Origin of the sequence: Rhodococcus sp. 21391 (assembly GCF_016772255.1) — a bacterium.
In the GTDB taxonomy this organism is placed as follows: Bacteria; Actinomycetota; Actinomycetes; order Mycobacteriales; family Mycobacteriaceae; genus Rhodococcus_F; species Rhodococcus_F opacus.
The window spans coordinates 6,982,433-7,005,189 of sequence record NZ_CP063781.1 but is presented as its reverse complement, the minus strand read 5'-3'; the positions used below and the strand labels follow the sequence as shown (position 1 = coordinate 7,005,189).

At 65.6% G+C, this 22,757-nt stretch carries 20 protein-coding genes and 2 pseudogenes; 7 read left to right on the top strand and 15 right to left on the bottom strand.

What is annotated here, in order from left to right; genetic code table 11:
- Positions 1–462 precede the first annotated feature (462 nt).
- Positions 463–669 carry a three-helix bundle dimerization domain-containing protein gene (locus GO592_RS46675; RefSeq protein ID WP_371737112.1) on the top strand — a complete coding sequence of 69 codons (207 nt, stop codon included), beginning with the start codon at positions 463–465 and terminating at the stop codon, positions 667–669.
- Positions 670–762: 93 nt separating this feature from the next.
- Here the strand turns inward: GO592_RS46675 and GO592_RS32435 are convergent.
- The 3 genes and pseudogenes from GO592_RS32435 to GO592_RS32425 all read right to left on the bottom strand — a co-directional run.
- A pseudogene (locus GO592_RS32435) lies at positions 763–1,209 on the bottom strand (MspA family porin); the annotation flags it as partial.
- 519 nt (positions 1,210–1,728) lie between these two features.
- Positions 1,729–1,926, bottom strand: coding sequence for a three-helix bundle dimerization domain-containing protein (locus tag GO592_RS32430; RefSeq protein WP_043790384.1), 198 nt, complete (start codon positions 1,924–1,926; stop codon positions 1,729–1,731).
- A gap of 665 nt (positions 1,927–2,591) precedes the next feature.
- Positions 2,592–3,908 (bottom strand): HNH endonuclease signature motif containing protein, encoded by a 1,317-nt coding sequence (locus GO592_RS32425; RefSeq protein ID WP_202715043.1) that lies wholly within the window; start codon positions 3,906–3,908, stop codon positions 2,592–2,594.
- A 189-nt stretch (positions 3,909–4,097) separates the two neighbouring features.
- Between GO592_RS32425 and GO592_RS32420 the strand changes: the two genes are divergently transcribed.
- Positions 4,098–5,321 carry an ISL3 family transposase gene (locus GO592_RS32420; protein ID WP_172651615.1) on the top strand — a complete coding sequence of 408 codons (1,224 nt, stop codon included), beginning with the start codon at positions 4,098–4,100 and terminating at the stop codon, positions 5,319–5,321.
- Between the two features lie 201 nt (positions 5,322–5,522).
- On the opposite strand, the gene GO592_RS45975 is transcribed toward GO592_RS32420, so the two are convergent.
- From GO592_RS45975 to GO592_RS32400, 5 genes are all read right to left on the bottom strand, one after another.
- On the bottom strand, positions 5,523–5,771 hold the full coding sequence (locus GO592_RS45975; protein WP_257226429.1) for a zinc-binding dehydrogenase: 249 nt from the start codon (positions 5,769–5,771) through the stop codon (positions 5,523–5,525).
- Entirely contained in the window at positions 5,675–6,088 is a 414-nt protein-coding gene (locus GO592_RS32415; RefSeq protein ID WP_283236606.1) for a zinc-binding dehydrogenase, read from the bottom strand. The genes GO592_RS45975 and GO592_RS32415 overlap by 97 nt, the downstream gene beginning before the upstream one ends.
- 189 nt (positions 6,089–6,277) lie before the next feature.
- Complete coding sequence (locus tag GO592_RS32410; RefSeq protein WP_237737168.1) at positions 6,278–6,865, bottom strand: nitroreductase/quinone reductase family protein; 588 nt, start codon at positions 6,863–6,865, stop codon at positions 6,278–6,280.
- Between the two features lie 391 nt (positions 6,866–7,256).
- Positions 7,257–7,697 (bottom strand): VOC family protein, encoded by a 441-nt coding sequence (locus tag GO592_RS32405; RefSeq protein WP_172652060.1) that lies wholly within the window; start codon positions 7,695–7,697, stop codon positions 7,257–7,259.
- A 363-nt stretch (positions 7,698–8,060) separates the two neighbouring features.
- Entirely contained in the window at positions 8,061–8,213 is a 153-nt protein-coding gene (locus tag GO592_RS32400; protein ID WP_172652061.1) for a hypothetical protein, read from the bottom strand.
- Between the two features lie 1,311 nt (positions 8,214–9,524).
- Between GO592_RS32400 and GO592_RS46670 the strand changes: the two are divergent.
- Positions 9,525–10,612, top strand: a pseudogene (locus GO592_RS46670) (IS110 family transposase).
- Between the two features lie 152 nt (positions 10,613–10,764).
- Here the strand turns inward: GO592_RS46670 and dnaB are convergent.
- The 5 genes from dnaB to rpsF form a co-directional block, all read right to left on the bottom strand.
- Positions 10,765–12,969 (bottom strand): replicative DNA helicase, encoded by a 2,205-nt coding sequence (dnaB, locus tag GO592_RS32390; RefSeq protein WP_202715042.1) that lies wholly within the window; start codon positions 12,967–12,969, stop codon positions 10,765–10,767.
- 574 nt (positions 12,970–13,543) lie between these two features.
- Positions 13,544–13,999, bottom strand: coding sequence for a 50S ribosomal protein L9 (rplI, locus tag GO592_RS32385; RefSeq protein ID WP_005249695.1), 456 nt, complete (start codon positions 13,997–13,999; stop codon positions 13,544–13,546).
- Between the two features lie 17 nt (positions 14,000–14,016).
- Positions 14,017–14,259, bottom strand: a complete 243-nt coding sequence (gene rpsR / locus GO592_RS32380) for a 30S ribosomal protein S18 (protein WP_005249686.1) — start codon at positions 14,257–14,259, stop codon at positions 14,017–14,019.
- Positions 14,260–14,297: 38 nt separating this feature from the next.
- Positions 14,298–14,819 (bottom strand): single-stranded DNA-binding protein, encoded by a 522-nt coding sequence (locus GO592_RS32375; protein ID WP_005249678.1) that lies wholly within the window; start codon positions 14,817–14,819, stop codon positions 14,298–14,300.
- A 65-nt stretch (positions 14,820–14,884) separates the two neighbouring features.
- Positions 14,885–15,172 (bottom strand): 30S ribosomal protein S6, encoded by a 288-nt coding sequence (gene rpsF / locus GO592_RS32370; protein ID WP_005249677.1) that lies wholly within the window; start codon positions 15,170–15,172, stop codon positions 14,885–14,887.
- A gap of 161 nt (positions 15,173–15,333) precedes the next feature.
- On the opposite strand from rpsF, the gene GO592_RS32365 reads away from it, so the two are divergent.
- From GO592_RS32365 to GO592_RS32355, 3 genes are all read left to right on the top strand, one after another.
- Positions 15,334–15,555, top strand: coding sequence for a DUF2945 domain-containing protein (locus GO592_RS32365; protein WP_157792784.1), 222 nt, complete (start codon positions 15,334–15,336; stop codon positions 15,553–15,555).
- Between the two features lie 61 nt (positions 15,556–15,616).
- On the top strand, positions 15,617–16,978 hold the full coding sequence (locus GO592_RS32360; RefSeq protein ID WP_172652064.1) for a glycosyltransferase family 87 protein: 1,362 nt from the start codon (positions 15,617–15,619) through the stop codon (positions 16,976–16,978).
- Positions 16,975–17,559 carry a GNAT family N-acetyltransferase gene (locus GO592_RS32355; RefSeq protein WP_172652065.1) on the top strand — a complete coding sequence of 195 codons (585 nt, stop codon included), beginning with the start codon at positions 16,975–16,977 and terminating at the stop codon, positions 17,557–17,559. Before GO592_RS32360 ends, GO592_RS32355 begins: the two co-directional genes overlap by 4 nt.
- A gap of 19 nt (positions 17,560–17,578) precedes the next feature.
- On the opposite strand, the gene GO592_RS32350 is transcribed toward GO592_RS32355, so the two are convergent.
- Positions 17,579–18,523 carry an alpha/beta hydrolase gene (locus GO592_RS32350; protein ID WP_065492646.1) on the bottom strand — a complete coding sequence of 315 codons (945 nt, stop codon included), beginning with the start codon at positions 18,521–18,523 and terminating at the stop codon, positions 17,579–17,581.
- A 30-nt stretch (positions 18,524–18,553) separates the two neighbouring features.
- Entirely contained in the window at positions 18,554–20,200 is a 1,647-nt protein-coding gene (locus tag GO592_RS32345) for a flavin-containing monooxygenase (RefSeq protein WP_202715041.1), read from the bottom strand.
- 220 nt (positions 20,201–20,420) lie between these two features.
- Between GO592_RS32345 and GO592_RS32340 the strand changes: the two genes are divergently transcribed.
- Positions 20,421–22,715 carry an ATP-binding protein gene (locus GO592_RS32340; protein WP_172652067.1) on the top strand — a complete coding sequence of 765 codons (2,295 nt, stop codon included), beginning with the start codon at positions 20,421–20,423 and terminating at the stop codon, positions 22,713–22,715.
- Positions 22,716–22,757 lie beyond the last annotated feature (42 nt).

Sequence of the window (22,757 nt, the reverse complement as noted above, 5' to 3'; positions counted from 1 at the left end):
TGCAGCGACGATAGGAGGAGTAGGCCCGCGCGATAGGAATTTCCGCACGTCCGCTGTCGCGTGGCCGATGGGACAATCGCCAAGCGCAGTGGAAATGATTGACGATTAGCTACTTTCGCTCAGCGAGCCTTCACCGACTCCGGCAGTTCTGTCACGAGTCAAGGTGAGGGGTCGAAAGCGGCAGGCGACCCGGCGCCGACATCGTGCGGCCTCCGTCGGCCGGTGCAAGTTGACCATTCTCGACGATCCGCTCCGGTGATGCCCTTCGTCACAGATTCGCGCACACCAGTTCTTGCATCCCCCGTGACGCGTGCTTCTGACGGGAGCGGCAGGCCCTGGCTTGCGGTGCGTTTGCCCATGTCAGCGACCCGACCCGCGGTGTGAACAGCGTCTCGGCCAGAGCGGGACCCGCCGAGAACGAGGCGAACCGGTGACTTCGGTGCGGCTTGACCCCATCGCCGAATTCGGCGGAACGATGAAGAGCGGCTCCATCTCACCAGGGTCATCGACGGCCTCCAGTTTCGGTACCCGGATGTCTCCCGGGACACCATCGACGAGGTTGTACGCTCTGCGCACAGCCGCTTCGCGGACCGGAAGGTACACGACTTCGTGCTCCTGCTCATCGAGCGGGCTGCCCGCGAAAAGATCCAGGAACTAGTGGCGTCGTAGGCGTTGTCGCGCCAGGCGAACAACCGCGCCGGGTCGCCATCCACGATCGGGATGGCGACCCGTTGCATTCTACGGAACCTGTTCCAGCACCGGTCAGTTGAGCTTCTGCGGCACACCGTAGGTCATGACGGTGTCACCGTTGGCTGTGACAGCCTTCGCATACGGTCGGATGGTGACCGGTCCGATCGCTCCGGAGATGGAACCGTGAACGCCCTGCATCCGCACCAGCGCCTCGGGTCCGTCGAACTCCTGACCCTCGAGCAGCGGGACCTCGGTGATACCTCCCGGCTCCAGGTCGATGTCCAGCTCCTGCGACGGGATGATGTCACCCGCCAGCTCCGCGTTGGTCCCCGCACTCAGATCCAGCGTGAAGTCGGGGACGAGCCCCAGGTCGATTCCGGTGTCCGACCCGATCGCGAACCCGAGGCCGGGCGAATTGAGGACGATGGTCGCACCGGCCAGCGCAACCGGGTAACCGATCTGGTATCCGACGGTGAGCTGTGTGCCCTCGAACTCCGCGGCGTCGGGACCGACCGCCGCCAGGCGGGTGAAGGGTTTGTATCCGGGCCGAGCTGTGCTGATGTTCGTCATGCCGATCCCCATTCAGTACGTACTGCAACCGATACGAAAAAGCAGGCAGAGAGTAACCACTCGAGCCCCTCGACGTCTTCGTGTTGTTCAGAAGTTCACGAGCGTTTCGTGCAGTCCACCACAGCTGACCTGGTATTTCGTCGCACGATGGGCCGGACGAGGGCGGTCGACGGCGGCAAGCGCGGAGCGGGTCAGTCGTAGCCGCACCGGGAGTTCGACCACCGAGGCGCCCGAGAACGTTCACCCAGACTTCCCGGTCGCTTTCTCTCCCACACTTCTGGGCGACGCTTACGCTGAGGGAGTGTCGCGGCAACCGACGTCGACCCATCAGGATGCGACACCTCGACCCCGCCTCGCTGACGTCGGTGCCGAACCGACACCAGCGGCTCGGCGGGGTCCCGTATGTCGAGATGTTGCGGCCGACCAGTGCCTCCGCGTCGGGAGCGAGCCCAGCACCGAACCCGTGCGCTAGGTGTCGTCAGTGAGGGACCTGAGAGCAGCGCGTTCGACGAGCAACGGAACGAAGTCACGTACTGGTCGTCCGTCGAACTGGTGGTGCGCGGTGTCGATCGCCTGGTTGATCACTCCGGAATCGATGGTCGGAAATCGTGCCGCCAGGCGTTGTCGCACCACGCTGATGTGCTGTTCCTCGGTGGTGGAGTTCATCTTCGAATTGTCGTCCCAACGGTGGCGTGAATGCACTGTTTCGCCGAGTGCACCCGCCCGCGGGAATGTGGACACCGGCCCGCCCACTCCAGGTGCGCCGCGACGGTCAGCGCGTTGCCGTCCTGCCAGAGCGGTGCGTTTCGGCGTGTGCGAGCGCGTTGGGTGCAGGTGCCGCCCAACCAGCAGCTCAGGCGACACCTGCACTCCACCCCTCGCGTGAACCGACTCGTGTGCCCGAGACGTCCGCGTCGTCATGTGACCACCATGACGACGCAGACGTTACCAGAAAACGGGCCAATCGGTTTGTTTCATTTCTTAGGGGCGGACATGTCGTCAGCGGTGAGCATCCGCCTGCCCTGCTGCGCACAAGTCACCTCGGCGGTAATCGACGCAGTGGGGTCCGCGCGATTGGACGCGACAGCTATGGCGGCCGCATCCTGGCCGAAGAATTACCACCTACCCGCGTGTCGGGGAACGGACACAACCGCAGGGAAGCGCACTCGGTCCGCTGGGCTGTACCTGCGGACCGATCGCGCCGGTGCCGGCTGCCGCAGCCGACCGATCCAGTACTCCCACAGATGGCCGGCGGACCCCGCCACGACGGCATGCCGGCTCGGCGACAGGATTTGTCCTGTCACCGAGTCGGCGTGCGCCGTGTCGCGTGGTCAGGATGCTCGGGGCCGGGCCCGGTTGTGCGCCGGTATCGGGTTTCGTTCCCAGTCGACCTGCCGGGGTGGGATGAACGTGGGGTGCCGGTCGGCTCCCATCTCTATCTCCCAGTCACTGTGGTGCAGCAGCCGGTGGTGGAATCCGCAGAGCAGCACCAGGTTGCCCATGTCGGACGGCCCGCCCGCGGACCAGTGGATGATGTGGTGACCTTCGCACCAGGACGGCGGCGCACCACACCCGGGGAACGCGCATCCTCGATCCCGCGCCACCAACGCTTTTCGCTGCCTCTTCGTGACTGTCCGGGTGGAGATGCCGAGGTCGAGTGGCGCTCCGTTGTCGTCGAGCACGATCGGCGTGTAGATCGAATCGCAGCTGAGAAGCCGGGCTGCCCTGAGACTCAGCGGCCCCATCCACTCGGTCCACGCCACCCCATCGACGGCGAAGAGCGAGTCGTCGGACGAAGCGGCATCCTGCTGTGCTCGTGCACTGCAGTCGGTGTGGACGGCGAGATCCGTGGCATTGACGTGGACGGAGACGTGCGGTCGTTCGCCGCCTTCTTCGCCCGCGACCCCGGAGTCGAGATAGCGGCGCAGGAGTTCGGTGAACCCATCGGCCCGCCGCTGCCCGGGAGTGCGGGGGTCCTTGGTTCCGTCCTGCGCGGGCCGTGGCTTGGACAATCCGGAGAGCGCCGACAGCAGCATCTCACCGGTCACGGCATCCAGGTCGCCCCTGACGGCGACACGGCCGTTGAGCGTCTTGGATGCGTGGAACTCGTTGAGGTCGGTGTCTTCACTGGGCGGCGGATCGTCGGACTCGAAGGCGCGCTCCAACCTGGCAATGACGGCGCGCACCGCGTCCGTGTTCGCGGTGGGACCGGTTGCGGCGAACAGCAACGCATTTCGGCAGTCATCCAACGCTTCGAGCGGCATACCCTTGGGTGGCCGTTCGCAGAACTTCACGATCAGCGCTGCGTGCTCCGCCGAAATGTTGGTGTCGAAGTACTCGTCCGCGATCTCCGGTTGGAGACGCAAACCTCGGCCCAACAGCACGATTCGCCCCGCCGCGCCCACCTCGAGCAACGTCTTGGAAGCCAGCCACATCTTGGCGTTCGGAAACCCCAGCACATCGACCTTGCAGCGGTGGTCGACGGCCCCGACGAGCTTGACGCGCAAGGCTTCGAGCCGCTGAATCTCCTCCGAGATACGAACGACCGAATCGAGCAACTCCACCTCGGCCAGACGCCACGCATCACCGACCGCGGTCGCCAGAATCTCGTCCGACAACGCCCCCTGGATATCTCCCCCGAGCCCCATCCTTGAATTCTAGTTCGAACACACTTGGCGCTCCTCGGGTTTCTGTGGGCGCCATTTCTGCTGTTCAGGGTGGGTTGTGTTGTTGGCCGCACTGTTCGGCGTTTCACCGGTGAGATGAGGGACGCGCACGTGCAGCACCTCTAGGTTTCGGGGTTACCACACCTACCTCAACCCGGAGGCCCGCTACACGTGCGCGTCAGTACTGCATTTAACCGTCTCTTGAAGATCCCCGGTGCATCGGTGTCCGCGGTGTCGATCACAGACAGCGATGTCAAGGTCGAAGTCCGCCTGCGCGCCCGCCGACTCCAGTGTCCCTGCGGGTATATCTCGTCGGCAACATATGACCGGTCCACTCGCCGTTGGCGACACCTTGACCTCGGCACCCACCGCCTGTGGTTGGTCTACGAGATCCGCCGCATCGACTGCCCCGACTGCGGGGTGCGCACCGAACAGGTGCCGTGGGCGCGGCCCACCGCCCGGCACACCCGAGACTTCGAAGACACCATCCTGTGGCTCGCCGCCCGCACCGACCGCACCTCCGTCGCGACGTTGATGCGCTGCGCGTGGGAAACGGTCACCGCAATCATCAACCGCACCGTCGACGAACTGATCGACAGTCGCCGACTCGGGGCGATCTACCGCATCGGCGTCGACGAAATCTGCTACCGACACCCGCACAAGTATTTGACTGTTATCGGCGACCACGACACCAAGACCGTGGTGCATATCGAACCCGGGCGGAGCACCGAATCACTCGCGGCCTTTTATGAGCAGCAACAGGAGTCAGATCTCGACTCGATCGAGTCGGTATCGATGGACGGATCGAAGGCATATCGCGTCGCCACCGAGGAGCACGTACCAAACGCCCGTATCTGTTTCGACCCATTCCATGTCATGCAGTGGGTAAACCGGGCGTTGGACCGAGTGTTCTCCGAGGCTTCCTCGGCCAACCGCCGCAGAATAGAGCTCTCGAGCGGTAGCTGGCGCAAAGTCCGCATCGCGTTGCGAACCGGCGCCGAACGACTCACCGACCAGCGCCGCGCCCTGGTCGACACGCTCACAGGTCAGGATCAGCAGGTCGGGCACGCATGGCGACTGAAAGAGCAAATGCGGGACTTGTTCCGCACCGTCAAACCCTCACGTGCCAAACGACATCTACGCGCATGGATCGACGACGCCGCACACAGCGGAATCCCGGCATTCACAATGCTCGCCCAACAGATCCACAAGCACTACGACGGAATCATCGCAGCAGTAGAACTCGGCATCTCAAACGGCCTCATCGAAGGTATCAACTCAAAGATCAGACTCATCAACGCTCGCGGCTACGGACACCATTCCGCTGAATCGCTGACCTCGATGATCTACCTGACGCTCGGAGGAATTAATCCAAAACTACCCACACAAAGGTGAGGAGCGCCACACACTTTCGAGTCAATGGTTCGAGCCGACGACAGGATCGTCCAACAGGTGGCTTCCGCACCGTAAGCCGCCGTCGGGCGCAGCCGACAGAATCCGGCGCTCACCTACGTCCGGAAGCCGAACTTCAACCGGGCGAGATAGGCGCCCAGCGCATTTCGGGAAGCAGTCGGCACCCGTCCCGAAGCACGCTGGTCAGGAAGCAACCGTGGTCGCGTCGAGGACCAGCTTCCCTCGGACGTGTCCTGCCCGGCCCTCTTTGTGGGCAGCTCGAGCCTCGGCGAGGGGATACACCGAGCTGACCATGGGCCGCACTCTGCCGTCAGCGACGAGCCGGGAGATCTTGGTCAGCGTGTCAGCGTTCGGTTCGACGCTGAAGTATCGCATCCGTATACCGCGTCGCTCGGCTTCGGCCTTGACCTCGTCCGGGACCTCCGCTGGCAGAGCGACGAGAACCCCGTCTGGCTCAACACGTCGAGGGACCGCTGTTGGACGGTGCCGCCGACCGTGTCGATCACGGCATGCACCGGCGCCACCGACGTCTCGAACCTCTGCTCGCGGTAGTCGACGAACTCGTCAGCGCCGAGCGAGTTCACGTACTCCCGGTTGGAACCGGACGCGGTTGCGGCAACAGCGGTGTAGACGCCTGACCGGCGATGATCGACAGATCGCCACCGCTGAAAGACTCGCCGACGAAGGTGCCCACGTCTGGGCCGTAGACCGCGACGCCCGGCTACTGGCCGACCTCGTGTCGTCGGCATCCCCGAAGTCACGCGACCAGGGTGTACTTCGATCCCCTGTCGCGCAGCGGGTTCGGACGGTGACAGAACCTCTTGCGGACCACCTGGAGGCTCGACGTCCGTCCGATTCGTCCCGGGTCCTGGTTCGTGCCCCGTACTTCACGAGGTATCGGCGGCAGCGTGCGGGCGCCCCTGCCACCGATACCTCACCTACTCCGCGAGTTCGATTACGAGTGGGATGCCGGTGTCGAACCAGTAGCGGTGCAGATCCTTGATCTTGGTCCGGGAAGGGCGGCCGCGCAGATGAAGACGGCACTCGCCGTAGTCGATGAGGTGCACTGTCTCGCAGATTGCCTCTGGTGCCTGTTGCAGCTCGGTCGGGTCACTGATCTCTCGCGCGACACCGGCACAGGTTCGGCGCCGCAGTCGCAGGCGAATGTTCGGGTTGCCTCGCATGTTCCACACCCAGGACGAGACGGCCAGGGGTCTCTCGATTGCCAATGCGGGAGGGCGGAGCATTACGACGTACACCTTGTCGTGGCGCCGGATCGCACGAACGTAGTTCCGGCGCTGCTGGCCGGTCTTGCGTCCGGTCGTCGTGAGCACCCGTGCCCAGGGGGTGTGAAGATAGCGAAGACCCGGAGCATGATTGCGCTGAGGATGCGGACCACCACTGGCCGATTGCAGCAGCCGTCTGTGCTTCGGTGCCGCGCTGATTGCCGCGGTCCGGATCGCTTCGGCACGAACAGTCACCGCTTCGTCACCTGATGTGGAGCCGTTGCTCGGGGCTTCGGTCATCTCCAGCCTCTTCAAGTGTTCCGCTGTTGTCTGATCAGCATCGCAGATCGTCGTTGCCCCTCTCAGCCGATGTCCGCACGGGTGGGCGACTCGCTGTCTGTGAACAGGCCTGGACGTCCGCTGCGGATCGGTTGATCGGCCCTCTCAGTCGTCAGGGCACAATCGGTTGATCGGCCCTCTCAGTCGTCAGGGCACAATGGGCGTAAGTGCTCCTCAGGCGAAACCCCCGGCGGAATCCGGTGAGCCTTGTGGTCAGGATCGTCGTCGAGGTGTCCAGCAACCACCGGGCGTCTCGGGCGACATCGGCGCACGGGACGGCTACAGACGGGCATTCTGTAACGTTGTCGAGCCACGCCGCGTCCATGGCGACGGATTGGGTAACGCTCGCGCGTCAGCCGATCTGCTCGAACAGGGACACGATGATCCCTTCGGGCCCACGCACGTAGGCCATTCGCACGCTGTTCTCGTACTCGCCGATGCCGCCGATGAGCCCGTACCCATCCGCAGCCACCGCGTCGACGGCCGACTGGAGGTCGCCGACCTCGAAGGACACGTTGCGCAGCCCAAGCTCATTGGCCATCGCCGTGGGCGATCCGGGCACGTGGTCGGGCGTGACGAAGGCCGCGAGCTCCAGCCGGGACCCTCCGTCGGGTGGCCGCAGCATCACGATCTCACAGTGCGCGCCGGGGATGCCGCAGACGGTCTCCACGAACTCGCCCTCCACGGATCCGGTGCCCTCGACCTCGAGACCTAGTCCGACGAAGAACGCCGCTACCGACTCGAGGTCCGCGACGGTAATGCCGATGTGGTCGAAACGTTGTACATGTGCCATGGATCCATCCTCCAATTGTCGCCTTGCCGATTCGATGCTGGGACGGAGCCGGGGCTGGGATCTCGACATGCTATGCCGCAAAGCTGCGGTCAAACCCGGGTTTCGAAAGATCGTGCGGGACGACAACGAGATGGCTCGAGTAGCGGCCGCGTCTGGGCATGTTGCTGTGCCAGTACCCGTGCGTGTCGCTGGCCGTACCGCCGGAGCAGAAGGGTGAGTCCCCGGTGGTGGATCCCCGAGCGGCGAGGAACTGGCCTCCGCTGGGCCGTTCTGCTGAGGTGGGAACGATGCCCATTCTCCATCGGCGACGGTCCGCCACCACGCGAGAAGGTACACAGCATTGCCAACTCTAGTATTGCCGAGTCACCCTGCAGCGCCGACGAACTGACGTGCCGCCGCGAGGACCTTCGGACCGACGTCGCTGAGGTCGCCGGTTTCGTTGTTGATGGCGCGTGTGCCGTCGGCCCACTGTCGTACGGCCCGGGTTTCCTTGACCTTCCCGAGATACGCGGGCACGAGAAGTCAGATCTCGATCTACCCGCGCTCGAATCGCAGTTCGGCACTCAGTGCCGCCGAAGTCGCTCGTCCGCTTCTCATCTAGCTCCGGAACCTACAGCAGCAGCGCAGCAGCTATAGGGTCTCGCTGCCGGTGACATTTCCAGAAGTTGCGACCTGCGGCTTTGCCTGTGTCTCACGGGAAGGCCACAGCAATCCGCCTCAACTCCCTGGCATTTCCTCAGCCGTTACGGAGCGAACTGGCTGTACCGGTGCCCTGCCGCGACGGGCGATCAGGACGCCCCAACCACGTCAGGAGTGGTGGCGATCCCGTAAGCGGATCGACAACCGGTGAGGGATCCGTTAGCGGAGAGATCTCGGGCAACGCCATGTCACCGCGCGGCGCAACACTGGTTAGGTACCGCTCCGCAAGGGGTCGACGATCAAATGGCCCCCACCGATTTGCCCGACGCCTACCCGATAACGCCTCGCCCGGCAGGGGCTCGTCAGCTCGGGCGCTCGGGCCGCACGGTTGTCTCCCTAGTCGCGCAGGTCTTTCAGCACTTCTTCGCGCTCCGCCGCGATCTTGTTCCGATACTGCTGAGTCAGAACTCTGGCAGACGAGGTGACGACGAAGCCACACCGTTCGTCAGTGAAACCATGGAGGCGCTGTAGTTCAGCGACTAGCTCCGCCCCGTTCGCTGATGCAAGAGCGAGGTCATCCAGCTCGTGACGGTTGGCTATCGCCCACAAAACTGTGCCCAATGCGGCGAGACGGCTCGTGACCCTCTGGGTTTTGCACGTCAACTCCTTCGTGTCACCAAGTCCTCAGGCGGTTTCGATCGAGCACTGCGATCGTCGCCTGCCTCGGGACTCCCGGTTGGGGAACGTTGATCGGCACGTCTCCGGAAGCGGGGTCGTTGACCGAGACGCTTTCGGGGCGCCAATCGGGACCCCGAACGATCAGAATCACGCCGCCGCGGCGGTTAGTGGCGATTCGGTGAGCCGATTGAAATGGCGTGCCGCAGCACGATGGCGGAGATCCGCCACGGCTCGCCACCCGCCGTGAGATTCCGACTTATGGTCGTGTCAGCGGTCCGTGGTCCGGGTTAGCTGCTTGTAATGTGCCGTAGCAGACCGGAAGGGTTGACTCGTGAGATTCCTGTCACCCCATCCTGCGGGTTGACTTCGTGGCGGTGTGTCGGCCCCTTCCGGCCTGCGTTCGCGGAGTGACTTAAGGGAGGCGTGACCCCAAGCTGCTGTGAGAGGTACTTGAAGTCGGATTGTCCTCCGCGGATTCCCCCAATCCAGCAGAGAAGGGAACCGCCTTCCATGATCGTCATCGGCATCGATCCCCACAAGTCCAGCCACACTGCCACCGCGGTCGACCCGGCCACCAACACCGACCTCGGCTCGATCCGCATCGACGCCACCCGCACCGGTTACAAGACGCTGATCGACTGGGCCAAGACCTGGCCGACCCGCAAATGGGCGGTCGAGAACGCCGAGGGACTCGGCCACATGGTGTCCGCGGGTCTGGCCGGACTGACCTCGCCCAGTGGCTACTGGTCCTCGGCGAACTCGTTCTCGACGTCCCGACCACCTCCACCGCCCGGATCCGGCAACTCTCCCGCGGTGGCCGACGGAAGAACGACCGCATCGACGCCGCCGCAGCGGCCTGTGTCGCCGTCCTGCAGGGCGACGCCCGCCCGGTGGACCCCGAGGGCCCGACCGATATCCTGGCGCTGCTCGACGAACATCGAACGAATATGTCTAACAGTCGGACTCGCCTCGTCAATCAGTTGCACGCGTTGCTGCGACAGCTGTTCGCCGGCGGAGCGCCGACCTCGCTGACCGCGGCCTCGGCCACCACCCTGCTGCGGGGCTTCCGTGCCCGAAGCGGCGTCGACCGAACTCGCGTCGGTCTGTGCCGGGATCTGATCGCCGACATCCGCCGCCTCGATGACCAGCTCGCGGCGAACGAGAAGCAGATGGCCCATACGCTCGACGAGCACGGCACCCGTCTGCGGGAGGTGGACGGGATCGGTGCGGTGACCGCGGCCCGGCTGATCGGTCGCACGGGACGCGCCAGCAGATTCCCGACCGCCGCGGCCTACGCCAACTACAACGGTTCGGCACCGGTCCAGATCGCCAGCGCCGACACCGACCGCCACCGCCTCTCCCGCTACGGCGACCGGCAACTCAACAGCGCGCTCCACACCGTCGCCATGGTTCAGACCCGAATGCCCGCCAGCGCCGGCCGAACGTACTACGACAAGAAAATCGATGAAGGCAAACCGCCCGCAGCGGCGAGGCGCGCCCTCAAACGGCACCTATCCGATCACGTCTGGCGCATCATGCTCGCCGACGAGAAACGCCGATACCGACGAAACGAGGCGGATACCGCAAGTGCGGCTTGACAGATAGAGAGGCACCGCCACGGTTCTCGAGACCCGCCGCGCAGCCACATCGAATGCAATCTCACCCATTTGGCCAACTGGCCACCGAGTGGCCATCGCATCCGAGATTTGGCCACGAGTCTCGAGACCCTACAGCAGCACCCAGCAGCAGCCTAACCCCGCGCCATGTCGACGAACTTGGACAGGTGAAGCTGGTGCGCCACAGTGATTGTCGCTGTGGGTCCGTTACGGTGCTTACCGAGGATGAGGTCGGCCTCGCCGCCGCGGGGGTCGTCGCGTTCGGTGGCGTCGGGACGGTAGAGAAGGATGACCATGTCGGCATCCTGCTCGAGCGATCCCGACTCACGAAGGTCGGCGACCTGGGGGCGCTTATCCTGTCGCTGCTCGGGACCACGGTTCAACTGGCAGATCGCGACCACGGGCACTTCGAGTTCCTTCGCCAAAAGCTTGAGGCTACGGGAGAACTCGGAGACTTCCTGCTGACGTGACTCGACCTTCTTACCCGAGCTCATCAGCTGCAGGTAGTCGATCACGATGAGCTTGATGTCGTGTTTCTGCTTGAGCCGCCGGGCTTTTGCGCGGATCTCCATCATCGTGAGGTTGGGGGAATCGTCGATGAACAGCGGCGCCTCACTGATCTCGCTCATACGGCGGGCGAGCTTCGTCCAGTCGTCGTCGGTCATCTTTCCGGAGCGCATGTCGCCGAGCTTGATCTTCGCCTCCGCCGACAGCAGACGCATGACGATCTCGGTCTTGCTCATCTCGAGCGAGAACATGACGCTGGCCATGCCGTGCTTCACGGAGCAGGAGCGCAGGAAGTCCATGCCGAGCGTGGAGTTGTGGGTCGGCACCATAGAACGGCCCGCGAGGTACATGTGGTCGGCGTTGTCGACCTCGACGCACCGCACGGGGACACTCGTGATCGGGCGCACCGCGACGATGAGGCGCGAACCGCTGACCTCGCCGCGAAGCTCCTTGTGCCGGATCGCCTTCCGATGAAGCTGGAACACGTCTCCATCTGCGCAGAAGGTGACATCACCGTCAACACGACGGCAGTCGTATCCCAACCCGACGACAAGTTCGGCGACATCCTCCGACAACGGAAGGTTTGCGGTCTCGAACCGCACCGAGCCGTCGTCGACAACCGACCCCGCCACATCGAGCAGGCCGGCCAGCAACTCGCGACGCTCCGACTCCGAACCGCGCAACAGTTCCGCCGGGATCCGCTTGGCACCAGCCGGAACGGTGAGTTCCTCCGCACCGACCGGCACTTCAGGATCGGGGATGCCCTGGACGGTGAGCGAAGCACCCAGCGCGTAGGGGTCGACGCGCACAGTCGACGTCGGCAACTGCAGCGCACGGGTATGCGCGACCTGATGCCCGCGATCTACCGAACCGGCGATGTGAGCTGTGGTGCGGACGGCAGCCTGGCCGTCGACGTCCGTCAACCACTGATGCTGCTCGTCGGCGACGAGGACGGTGCCGTCCGAGAATTCCACCTCGTAACAGGGCCTGCCGACCATGACGTCGGTGGCAGCGACGACTCGGGTGGGCTTGCCGTCGGCGTCGATGAGGTGATCGCCGACCTGGACATCACCCATGGTGGTCCAGCCGGTGGGCGTGGCGAGGGGAGTGTCGAGGGCCAGCGCCTTGCCCACACCGGGTCGGGCCGCGACGATGATCATCTGGCCGGGGTGGAGGCCGTTGGTGATCTCGTCGAGTTCGACGAAGCCGGTGGGCACACCGAGGGAGATGCCGCCGCGGCTGGCGATGGAGTCGATCTCGTCCATCGTGGGCTGCAGGAGCTCTTCGAGGGGGACGAAGTCCTCGGTGGTGCGGCGTTCGGTGACCTCGAAGATCTCGGCCTGCGCGCGATCGACGACCTCGGCGACGTCCTGACCGTCGGCGCCGGTGTAGCCGTACTGGACGATGCGGGTGCCGGCGTCGACGAGGCGACGCAGGATGGCTTTCTCCGCCACGATCTCGGCGTAGTAACCGGCGTTGGCGGCGGTGGGCACCGTCTGGGTGAGCGTCACCAGATAGGGCGCTCCACCGATGCGGCGGAGCTCGCCACGACGGTCCAGTTCCGCGGACACCGTGACCGGGTCGGCGGGCTCACCGCGGCTGTAGAGGTCCAGGATCACGTCGTACACCGACTGATGCGCGGGACGGTAGAAGTCGCCGGGACGGAGCACCTCGAGCACGTCCGCGATGGCGTCCTTGCTGAGGAGCATGCCGCCGAGCACCGACTGCTCCGCCGCCATGTCCTGAGGTGGCTGCCGGCCGAACTCTTCGCCGGGCTCCGCGTCAGGCGGACCCGGGTATTCGGAACGGCCCCGATCGTCTACTACAGCCACTCGACCGACCTTCCCCATCACTGTTGCGCCACCCCGGAAAATGCTTCCCGGTGTTGGTGCCCCGAACTCTTTGTACTCGCCCCTACCGACAACCTTCGCAGGCTCTTCGCGGCAGCCGGCGTCGTGATCGCGAGACACGCCGGGACGACGTTAGGGATTAGCTACCCGCCGTTCAAACCAGCCTGTGTACACAGTTGGGGACAAATTGTGGAAACTGCTGGGTACGTTTGTTAACCCCATGGGGATAACCTGAGGATAAGTGCATTTCACAATCCCAAAGACCCAGATCAGGGCCGTTTTTTAGATTCTCACCACTGTGGATGAAAACCCGTTCGGCGTGTCTTTCGCGTTGACGACTCGGGCGTGTTGAGTTGGTCGCCCCTGCGTGGCAATATGATTCACCTCACAGATCGTCGGCGGGGCGGCTAACTTCCAGACACAGCTGGAAGCCGCTCCTCTGCGTGCTTCACACCGGTGAAAACCGGGCTCGAGAGGGCGGCTGCAAGCCGGAATCGACAAGCACAGACCCCCCACACGCCGAGGCGTCCGGGGGGCCTGTGAGTAAACGAGTCGACTAGGCGCCGACGACGTTCAGGTGGAACTTCGCAACCACGTCGGGGTGCAGGTTCACGACGATGGCGTGCTTGCCGGTCGCCTTGATGTGAGCCTTCGGCAGCTCCAGGCTGCGCTTGTCGACGACGGGTCCACCGGCGGCCTTGATGGCACCGGCGACGTCGGCGGCGGTAACCGAACCGAAGAGCTTGCCCGAGTCACCGGCGGTCTTGACCGACAGCGAGACGTTCTCGAGGCCCTCGATGGCGTCCTTCAGCTCCTTGGCGTGGTCGAGTCCGCGCACGGCGCGGGCTTCCTGCGCACGACGGATGCCTTCGACCTGCTTCTCGGCGCCACGGGTGGCGACGATGGCCAGGCCGCGGGGCAGCAGGTAGTTGCGGCCGTAGCCGTCCTTGACCTCGACGGTGTCGCCAGGCGCACCGAGGTTGTCCACGTCAGCGGTGAGGATGAGCTTCATGTCTTTCCTCCCTTTCCTTAGCGAGCCACGGTGGCGTAAGGCAGCAACGCCACCTCACGTGAGTTCTTGACGGCAATGGCAACGTCGCGTTGGTGCTGGACGCAGTTGCCGGTGACACGGCGCGCGCGGATCTTGCCGCGGTCGCTGACGTACTTACGCAGAAGCGTCGTGTCCTTGTAGTTGATCTGCGTGTTCTTCTCTTTGCAGAAGATGCAGATCTTCTTCTTCATTACCTTGTCGCGCAAGGGCGGCTTCGGCATTAGTTTGCTCTTTTCTGGATGTTCCGATCAGGTACGGATCAGAACGGGGGTTCGTCGCTCCCGCCACCAGAGCCTCCGAAGGAGCCGGACGCCTGCGGCGCACTGCCCCACGGATCATCTCCGCCGGTGTTGGATTGCGGACGTCCGCCGCCCGATCCGCCGGAGGAACCGAAGCCACCGCCGCTGCCGCCACCACGGTTGGCCTTGTTGACCTTGGCCGTGGCGTACCTCAGCGAGGGGCCGATCTCGTCGACCTCGAGCTCGACGACAGTGCGCTTTTCACCTTCACGAGTTTCGTACGAACGCTGCTTGAGCCGGCCGCTCACGATCACTCGCGAGCCACGGGTCAAGCTCTCCGCGACGTTCTCGGCTGCCTCGCGCCAGATGTTGCAACGCAGAAACAGCGCTTCGCCGTCTTTCCATTCATTGGTCTGACGGTCGAAGGTGCGGGGCGTGGACGCGACAGTGAAGTTCGCGACCGCGGCACCCGCGGGGGTGAATCGAAGCTCCGGATCAGCCGTCAAGTTTCCGATGACGGTGATGACGGTGTCGCCTGCCATATGGTTCCTCCTGCAGAATGTGGAGTTCGGTTGGGCACGAGCCTAGGGCTGGTGACCGACAGAAATCACTTGTTGTGGCGCAGAACCTTCGTACGCAGCACCGACTCGTTCAGACCGAGCTGACGGTCGAGCTCTGCGACGGTGGCGGGAGTAGCGCTGATGTCGATCACCGCGTAGATGCCTTCGCTGTGCTTCAGGATCTCGTAGGCGAGACGACGCTTACCCCAGACATCGACCTTGTCGATCTTGCCGCCGTCCTGGCGAACAACATTGAGGAACGTATCCAGCGAAGGAGCAACAGTGCGCTCGTCCAGGCTGGGGTCAAGGATGACCATCAATTCGTAATGACGCATAAGACCTCATCACCTCCTATGGACTAGTGAAAACGGCCACGGACTGTCCGTGGCAGGAGGGTCGTTGCGTCAGCAACCTTTGCAGGTTACACGACGAGCCCCTGACCAGCGAAATCAGGCCGACCGGTGTGACGCCGGGAACCGCGGGGTACGCCGACACGATGGCAGAAGAGAAGAAATTCCGACAGGGCGACGAGGTGGAGTGGAAGACCCACGGCACCACCACGTCGGGGACGGTCGAGGAGAAGATCACCGAGGACACCGAGGCGGCAGGCCGCACGGTGCGGGCGTCCGAGGACGACCCGCAGTACCGCGTCGTCAGCGACAAGAGCGGGCGGGACGCCGTCCACAAACCCGACGCCCTGCGCCGGCCGAGCGACTGACGTACGCACCCGCGCCGTTTCCGCTTCGCACGCGGAGGCCCGCGCACCCTAATGTGGATTCATGCATATCGGAGCTCGGCAGCGGTCGCCGATCACGGCGCTCGTCGTCGGGTTGGCGGGCCTCTCCATGCTCGCCGGCTACCTGCAGAAGGCGCGGTGCGCCGGGGCGCCGTTCGACGGCGTCGGGCGAAGCCTGATCTTCGACCGCATCAAGGACACACAGGTCTGCTACTCCGACATCCAGTTCCTGTGGCTCGGGCGCGACGTCAACCTGCACGTCTTTCCGTACGTCACCGGGGGAATCAACGCCGACGGCATCCTCACCGGCGGCACCGTGGAGTACCCGGTGCTGAGCGGTGTGCTGATGTGGCTCGGCGGCATCGGTTCACACACCGACGCCGACTTCCTGCTGCACTCGGCGCTGATCCTCGCTCCGTTCGGCCTGCTCACGGCGTGGATGCTGGGACGGCTGGCCGGCTGGTGGGCGCTGCTGTGGTCGGCCACTCCGCCGCTGGTGCTGTACGCGTTCCACAACTGGGAACTGCCGGTGGTCGCGACGTCGGTGGCCGCGATCTTCGTCATGACACTCGAACGGGTCCCGCTCCGCGGCCGGGCCGTCCTCGCGGCGGTGCTCCTCGCCGTCGGGTTCTGCCTGAAGGTGTATCCGGGTGCGTTCGTGCTGCCGCTGATCGCCTACGTCCTCACCCGGAACGGCATCGCCGGGCGGCGCTACGACGTGCGCGGCGCGGTGATGGTCGCGGTGGCCGCGATCACCACAGTCGTGGCAGTGAACCTGCCGTTCGCCCTCATCTCCTACAGTGGATGGCGGGCGTCGTTCACGTTCCAGGAGAACCGACAGGCCGACCTCACGACCAACTCCATCTGGTACTGGGGCCTGCGGCCGCTGTTCGGTCCGGTCGCCGACGACGTCCCGCTCCCCGCGTACGACCAGACGGTGAGCCTGCTGTCGCCACTCCTCGTCTGCGCCGCGTTCGCGATCGCCCTGCGGCTCGGCTGGCTGCGGTTCCAACGCGACGGCGCCTACCCGTGGATTGCTGTCAGCGCCGCCATGCTCTGCGGATTCCTGCTGCTGCACAAGGTGCATTCGCCGCAGTACACGTTGTGGCTCATCCCGTTCTTCGTCCTACTGCGCGTCCCGTGGGGGCTCGTCGCGGCGTATCTCGTGGCCGACCTGTCGATGGGGATCGGCGTCTTCAAATACTTCGGCGCCCTCGCCGCCCAGACCGACGCGTCGACGTTCGAGGTTCTGGTGAAGTTCGGGGTCTGGGGCCGCGCGGGACTGCTGGTGGTGCTGTTCTTCGTGTTCCTGCGCGCCGCCCAACGGCATCCGCCCGTCCGTGGGCGCACCGGTCCCGAATCCGGCAGGCGGCCGGTGCTGAAATCTCCCGAGCCGGTGCGATGAGCGAATCCTGGTTCGCGCACCCCACGCTGACCGGACGGCACGTACGACTCGAACCACTGGGCGAGGACCACGTCGACGGCCTGCTGGACGCCGTCGACGACCCCCGCATCTTCCACTGGACGTCCGCAGCGATCGCCGACCGCGACGACGCGGTGGCGTTCGTCCGCACCGCCGACGAAGATCCGACCCGCCTCGCGTACGCGCAGATCGACATCACCACCGAGAGGATCGTCGGCTCGACGTCGCTGTATCTGATCGACCCGAAGAACCGCAGCCTCGCGATCGGGCACACCTGGTTGTCCCGTTCCGCGCAGGGCACGCTCATCAATCCTGACGCGAAATTGCTGTTGCTGCGGCGGGCGTTCGAGGATCTCGGCGCGGTCCGCGTCGAATGGCACACCGACGAGCGCAACGCCCACTCCCGCGGCGCCATCGCGAAACTGGGGGCCGAGTTCGAGGGAATCCTGCGCAAGCATCGGCGTCGCCGCGACGGGACCTGGCGCAACACCGCACTGTTCTCGATGATCGACGAGGAGTGGCCACGTGTCTGCCCCCGACTCGAGGCACGAGTCGAGGGCTGACACGGTCGGTCACGTCACGTCACGCGACGGGCGCGGTGGCCGTCACCCTCTTCACGAACTCGACGACCGCCGAGCGCATCTCGGCACTGCGCGGAACCGCCCCGGACATCCAGAACGCGCCGTGAATCAGCCCGTCGAAGCGGATCGCCTCGGTGTCGACCCCGGCCTGTCGCAACGACTCGGCGTACGCCTCCGCCTCGTCGCGGGCCACCTCGTTCTCGGTGGTGAGCACGAGGGCCGGCGGCAACCCCTCGAGGCCGGCGGCGCGACTCGGTACCGCATACGGATGTTCCGCGTCCTCGGGCGAGGAGAGGTAGTTGCTCCAGAACCAGTCGAGGTCCCCGTCGCCGATCACGTAGCCCTCGGCGAACTCCTGCCGGGACGGGAGGTCGGCGTTCGGATCGATCACCGGGTAGATCAGCACCTGTCCCCGCAGGCGCGGCCCGTCCTCGTCCCGGGCCCGCAGCGCGGTGACGGCGGCCAGGTTGCCGCCGGCGCTGTCGCCCATGACGACGACGTTGCCGGCGTCACCGCCGTAGCTTCCGACGTGGTCGGCCACCCACTGCAGGGCAGCGGACGCGTCGTCGGCGGCGGCCGGGAACCGGTGTTCCGGTGCGCGGCGGTACGTCGCGGCGACGACGATCGCGCCGGCGCCGTTCGCGACCGCGCGGGCCGGTTCGTCGATGACATCGAGGTCACCGGCGACGAACCCACCGCCGTGGAAGTACAGGACCACCGGGTGTGGAGCCTCGCCCTCCGGCACGTAGACCCGCAGCGCGATCTGCGCTCCGCCGCTCTCGTAGTGTGCGTCCGCCACCCGGGCGACGGGTTCGGGCGGCGCCTGCAGTCCGGCGAACGTCGCCACGACCGCCCGCACCTCCTCCACGGTGCTGTGCTCGAAAGCCTTCAGCCCCTGCGCTTGTAGTCCGGCGATCAGTTCTGCTGCGTGTGCGTCGAGTGCCATGTCGGTCTCCTTGGTTGGGGGGGTCGGGGTTCAGGACACGGTGGAGGTCACGCGGGCCTCCGCCCGGGTGAGCGCGAATCCGGAGTAGCCGCCGGCCACCACCTCGTCGCACGTCGCCCGGTAGGTGGGTGCGCCGCCGAGGTAGACCATGCAGGCACGAGGCTTGCCGGGAATGTTCGCGCCCATGTACCACGAGTTCGTCTCCGGCAGCAGGGTCTGGTTGGCGATGTCGTTGGTCAAGGCACCCCAATCGCTTTCGGCCTGCGCGGTGGGCTCGATGACGTCGAGGTTGCGGCGGTCCAGGTAGTCGATCGCGTCGGTCGCGAAGTCGACGTGGTCCTCGATGGCGAGGGGCATGTTGTAGAGCACCGACGGCGACTGCGGTCCGGTGATGAGGAACAGGTTCGGGAACTCGTTGACCATGATGCCGAGGTAGGTCTTGGGACCGTGTTCCCACTTCTCGGCCAGCGGCAGACCGCCCCGACCGCGGATGTCCATGGCCATCAGCGGACCGGTCATCGCGTCGAATCCGGTTGCGAGGACAATGGTGTCGACCTCGTAGACGCGGTCGCCGACCCGAACTCCGGTTTCGGTGATCTCGTCGATCGGCGTGGTCTTCACGTCGACGACGCTCACCGAGTCGCGGTTGAAGGCCTCGTAGTAGTTGGTCTCGAGCGGGGGACGCTTGGTGCCGTACGCGTAGCCCGTCGGCGCCAGCGTCGCGGCCTTCTCCGGATCCTGCACACGCTCGTGGATCCGGTCGCGGATGTAGTCGGCGATCGTGTCGTTGGCCGCCTTGTCGAACAGGATGTCCTGGTAGGAGTCGATGAACAACCGGAACCCGCCGGCGTTCCAGCGCTCGTCGAACGTGCGGCGGCGCTCCTCGGCGTCGACGGCGAGCGCGGACGGCTGCACCTGAGTGAACGGCACGCCGAGGAAGTGGTTGCGGGCCGCGTTCCTCACGTCCGCGTAGTTGCTCTTGATGTCCGCCACCTCGTTCGGGTCGATCGGACCGTTGCCGAGGGGGGTCGCGAAGTTGGGGGTGCGCTGGAAGACCACCAGTTCGGCCGCGTCCTCGGCGATGAACGGGATGGCCTGGATGCCGCTGGCCCCGGTCCCGATCACGGCCACCCGCTTGCCGGTGAAGTCAGCGCCCTCACGCGGCCAGTTGCCGGTGAGCAGCACCTCCCCGCGGAAGTTGTCGATGCCGCCGAACTCCGGCGTCTTCGGTACGGACAGGTTGCCCGCCCCTGAGATGAAATACCGGCTACGCACGACGGCGCCGTCGTCGGTGCGGACCGTCCACACCGAGTTCTCGTCGTCCCAATGCACGCCGACCACGCGGGTGTCGAACGTGATGTCCTTACGCAGGTCGAAGCGGTCGGCGACGTGTTCGAGGTAGCGGAGGATCTCCGGCTGTCCGGCGAACTTCTCACTCCACTGCCATTCCTGCTGCAGATCCTCGTCGAACGAGTACGAGTAGTGAACGCTCTCGATGTCGCAGCGGGCACCGGGGTACCGGTTCCAGAACCAGGTGCCGCCCACGTCCGAGCCGGCCTCGAACACCCGCGTCGACAGCTTCATCGTGTCGCGCAACTTGCGCAGCGCGTAGAGGCCGGCGAATCCGGCACCCACGACGACGACATCGACGTCGGCGGAAGAAAGGGTCTTTGACATGGTGTTGAGCTCCTCGGGGCGATGGGTTCCGGCTGGAGTCGAGCGGGCAACCGGGGTATGCCAACGACAATGACCCACGTCACATCACCCCCACACCGGGTAAATCACCCCCTCGGTTACCTGTGTTGTCCGTCACATCCAGTGGGGGTAGGTTCGTGCCACCTGGCCAACCGGACACGGGAGAGATCCACTGACTCACTCGAGAGAACTCACGAGGTCGATGACCAGCTTCGTCGGCCGGCGCCGCGAGATCGAGGAAGCCCGCGCACGACTGCAACAGTCCCGGCTCGTGTCGCTGCTCGGTGCCGGCGGCGTGGGCAAGACACGGCTGGCCGAGGAACTCGCGGTCCGGTCCGCGCGCGCCTTCCGCGACTCCGTCCGGTGGATCGACCTCGCGCCCGTCCGCGATCCCGCCGCGCTGCCCTCCGCGGCCGCGGCCGCCCTCGGCGTCACCGACCAGTCGAGCCGTGCGGTGATGGACAAGGTGATCGACCAGCTGCAGTCCCGGCACCTGCTGATCGTCCTCGACAACTGCGAGCACCTACTTTCCGCGGCAAGCGAATTCGTCGGTGCCGTCCTCGCCTCGGCGCCGGAGGTCCGGATCCTCACCACGAGTCGCGAACCGCTCGGGATCGCCGGCGAATTCACGTACGTCCTTCCACCGCTGAACACTCCGGGTGACATCGAGGACTGCCGCGCCGCGGACATCGCCCCGTTCGAATCGGTGTCGTTGCTCGTGGAACGCGCGCAGGGCGTCGTCGCCGACTTCCGCCTCACCGACGCGAACGCCCCGGCCGTCGCGCAGCTGTGCAATCAGCTCGACGGGATCCCGCTCGCCATCGAACTCGCCGCGGCCCGGCTGCGGTCGCTGTCCGCCTCGCAGCTCGTCGAACGCCTCGACCAGCGTTTCGCGCTCCTCACCGGTGGCGACCGGGCGGCGATGCCCCGGCAGCAGACGCTGCGCGCCCTCATCGACTGGAGTTACGAACTGTGCTCGGACACCGAGCGGCTGCTGTGGTCCCGGCTCGCCGTGTTCCCCGGAAGCTTCGATCTCGAAGCCGCGGAGGCGATCAGTGGGTTCGGCGCGCTGACGGACACGCCGGTCATCGACGTTCTCGATCGGCTGGTCGGAAAATGTCTTGTCACCGTGGACCGTTCGACCGAGCGACTCCGCTACTCGCAGCTGATGACGGTACGGGAGTACGGGCACGAGCTCCTCGAGCTGAGCGGGGAGCACGACGAGCTGTACCGGCGACATCTCGAGCACTATTCGGAGCGCGCCCGCCGGTCGTCGCTCGACTGGTGCGGGCCAGGACAATCCGAGATCCTCGCGGGACTGCGGATCGACCACCCCAATCTCGTGGCTGCCCTTGACTGGGCCCTGCACGACGACTCACAGCGGGCGGCGGCCGCGGAACTGGCCGTCGCCCTGCGGTACCACTGGATCGCAGGCGGCAACCTGTCCGACGGGCGGATTCGGCTCGAGCGGATACTGCTACGGCTCACCGAACCCACCCGGGAGCGGGGCGACGTGCTGTGGGTGACCGCGTGGACCGCACTCATCCAGGGCGACCGCGACGCCGCGCGCGAACACCTCGACGAATGCACGGCGATCGCGACCGCGCTCGGTGACGAACGACTGCGCGCGCACGCCGACCACTGGGCGGGGATCCACGCCGTGTTCTCCGGCCACCCCGACGACGCCATCCGGCTGTTCCGTGACGCCATCGCCGTCCACCGCGCCGTCGGCGACACCGCCTCGGTGCTGACCGCGTCGTTCGAGATGGGCATGGCGCAGACCTACGACGGCCGGCTCGACGATGCCCTCGAGACGTGCCGTGACGTGATCGCGGTGGCGGACGCGCACGGTGAGAAGTGGAACAAGGCCTACGCCCTGTGGGTTTCGAGCGTCGCGTACTTTCACCTTGGCCGGGGCGACGACGCCGTCGATGCCGCCCAGCAAGCATTGCGGATCCAACGCGACTTCAAGGACAAGATCTGCACAGCCCTGTCGATCGAGGTGCTGTCGTGGGTGGCCACGTCGAGCGGCGACGCGAACGCGGCGGCGAGGCTGTGCGGCGCCGCGAAAGGTGTGTGGCATCGGCTCGGCACGTCCGTCGCGGCGTTCGGCCCGCACATCACCGACGACTCGCTGTCGTCGGAGCGCGACGCTGCCCGCATCGTGGGACCCGACGAGTTCGCCCAACTCGCAACGCCTGCGGTCCGGCTCACGATCGAGGAGGCCGTCGATCTCGCGCTGGGAACCCCCACCGAGCACAGGGCGCCACCCCGCGCCGAGGCGTCGCCGCTCACCAAACGGGAACAGGAGATCGCCGGCCTGCTCGCCCAGGGCCTCAGCAATCGGCAGATAGCCGAGTCGTTGGTGATCTCGCGGCGCACCGTCGACGGACACGTCGAGCACATCTTCGACAAGCTGGCTGTCAGCTCCCGCACCCAGGTGGCGGCGTGGGTCGCGGCCCGGGCACATCCACCCGTAGTGGAGACCGGCCGATAGCCGGGGCGTAACCGCCGACAGCGCGAAAGGCCCTGCACAGTC